This window comes from Desulforamulus aquiferis, assembly GCF_030577015.1.
Lineage (GTDB): Bacteria > Bacillota > Desulfotomaculia > Desulfotomaculales > Desulfotomaculaceae > Desulfotomaculum > Desulfotomaculum aquiferis.
Genome location: NZ_JARPTC010000046.1, coordinates 1 through 1,775 on the forward strand (window position 1 = coordinate 1; position 1,775 = coordinate 1,775).

General features: G+C 45.5%; 3 protein-coding genes. All 3 read left to right on the top strand.

Annotated features, from left to right (window positions below):
• Positions 1 to 147 (top strand): iron-sulfur cluster-binding protein (locus P6N53_RS18390; RefSeq protein ID WP_441315730.1); only part of this gene is annotated, 147 nt, incomplete at its 5' end.
• Positions 148 to 188: 41 nt separating this feature from the next.
• On the top strand, positions 189 to 1,457 hold the full coding sequence (locus P6N53_RS18395) for a (Fe-S)-binding protein (RefSeq protein ID WP_304545826.1): 1,269 nt from the start codon (positions 189 to 191) through the stop codon (positions 1,455 to 1,457).
• A 161-nt stretch (positions 1,458 to 1,618) separates the two neighbouring features.
• A partial coding sequence (locus tag P6N53_RS18400; protein ID WP_304545827.1) for an FAD-dependent oxidoreductase occupies positions 1,619 to 1,775 on the top strand: 157 nt, incomplete at its 3' end.

Below are 1,775 nucleotides of genomic sequence, written 5' to 3' on the forward strand. Positions count from 1 at the left end.
CCGGACCGGATTATCATGAGTCTGGAGAACAGAATGAAGTGCGGCATAGGAATGTGCGGCCGCTGCAACGTAGGCAGCAAATATGTCTGCAAGGACGGCCCGGTATTCACCAAGGAACAGCTGGATAAGCTGCCTAACGAATATTAATAGACCCATAGGCAATTGATTTAAAGGGGGAGGACTTGAATATGTCTGAAAACGTTAATGCTGAAGTAACCAGCCTGGAAGCCATTGATTTTTCTAAAATGGATCCTAAATTCAGGGATGAAGTGACTGAAAAACTTAAAAATATTGACTGGAGCCAATGTCTGGCCTGCGGCATGTGCACCGCCGGCTGTGTATATTCCGATATTCACGCTGATAACGATCCTCGTAAATTTCTACGCAAACTAATCCTGGGCATGAGAGAAGAGGCCCTTAAGGATCCCTTTATCTGGAACTGCACAGTTTGCGAACGCTGCACAGTAGAGTGCCCCATGGGAGTAAACTTTGGTATTATTACCCGTGGCGTGAGGGGTCAATTTGGTATTCCTACAGCAGGCTTTATTGATAAGGTAGTTAACGAGCATATTCACTCCGGTAACCAGATGGATGTTCCTGCAGACGAGTATATGGAAACCATTGAGTGGATTGAAGAAGAATTACAGGAAGAATTGGGGGATCCCAATTATAAGGTTAATGTTGGCAAGGTGGGTGCAGAGTTTATCTTTGGCCTAAATGCCCGGGAGATTAAATACTATTCCCACGAATTACAGGAAATCTTGAAGGTATTCTACTACGCAAAGGCCGACTATACCTTGGGCTTACATCGTTGGGACTGCACCAACTTAGGCTTGTTCAGCGGTAAGAATGATGATTTCTGCGAAATACAGCGTCCCTTCTTTGAGGAAGCTGTACGTCTTGGCGTAAAGAAAATTGTTGTTACTGAGTGCGGCCACGCCTATAAATCAACCCGTTTGTTCTATGAAAAATTCTGGGATGGTCCTAAATTCCCTATTATCAGTGTGTTGGAAGTTTATGATGAGTGGATTAAAAACGGCACCATTAAGGTTGATCCCAGCAAAAACACTGAACCTGTTACCGTACATGATCCCTGCAACCTGGTTCGTAAGTCCGGCGTTTTAGAGGCTAACCGTAACGTAATGAAGGCTATCTCCAGTGATTTCCGTGAAATGTACCCCAACCGTATGTACAACTACTGCTGCGGTGCAGGTGGCGGCGGTATGGCTATGCCTGAGAAGAAGGCTGAGCGTATGGCCAAGGCCAAGAGGAAAATCGAGCAAATTGATGCCACTGAAGCAAAAGTGGTGGCCATTCCCTGCCACAACTGCATTGACCAGTTCAACGATATGAACAAGGAATACAAAAAAGGCTGGAAATGTACCCATATTACTCCATTGTTAGTTAATGCTCTGGTACTTCCTGACTGGGCTCCCAAGAAGGAAGAGGAAGAGTAAAGAATAGTTTAAAAATTGTGCTAAAAATAGTTTGGCTTTTGTGCTAAACTATATATAATTGATTTGCCAACCCTGGCCACGGGCTAACACCCCGTGGAACCGGGGTTAGTCTATGAAATAGGCTTGTGAAAAAAATTGTTAGACGGATGTGAGGTGCTAAGATGAGTGCTAAAAGTATAGGAGCCGTACTGGTGGTAGGCTCCGGGATAGCCGGGATACAGGCGTCATTAGACCTGGCCGAGTCCGGCTACTATGTGTATATGGTAGAAAAGGAGCCGGCCATAGGCGGAACCATGCCCATGCTGGACAAAACCTTCC

What these genes read in the sequence shown, in the direction of transcription:
- P6N53_RS18395 (WP_304545826.1), top strand. Translation starts at nt 189, where the DNA reads ATGTCTGAAAACGTTAATGCTGAAGTAACCAGCCTGGAAGCCATTGAT.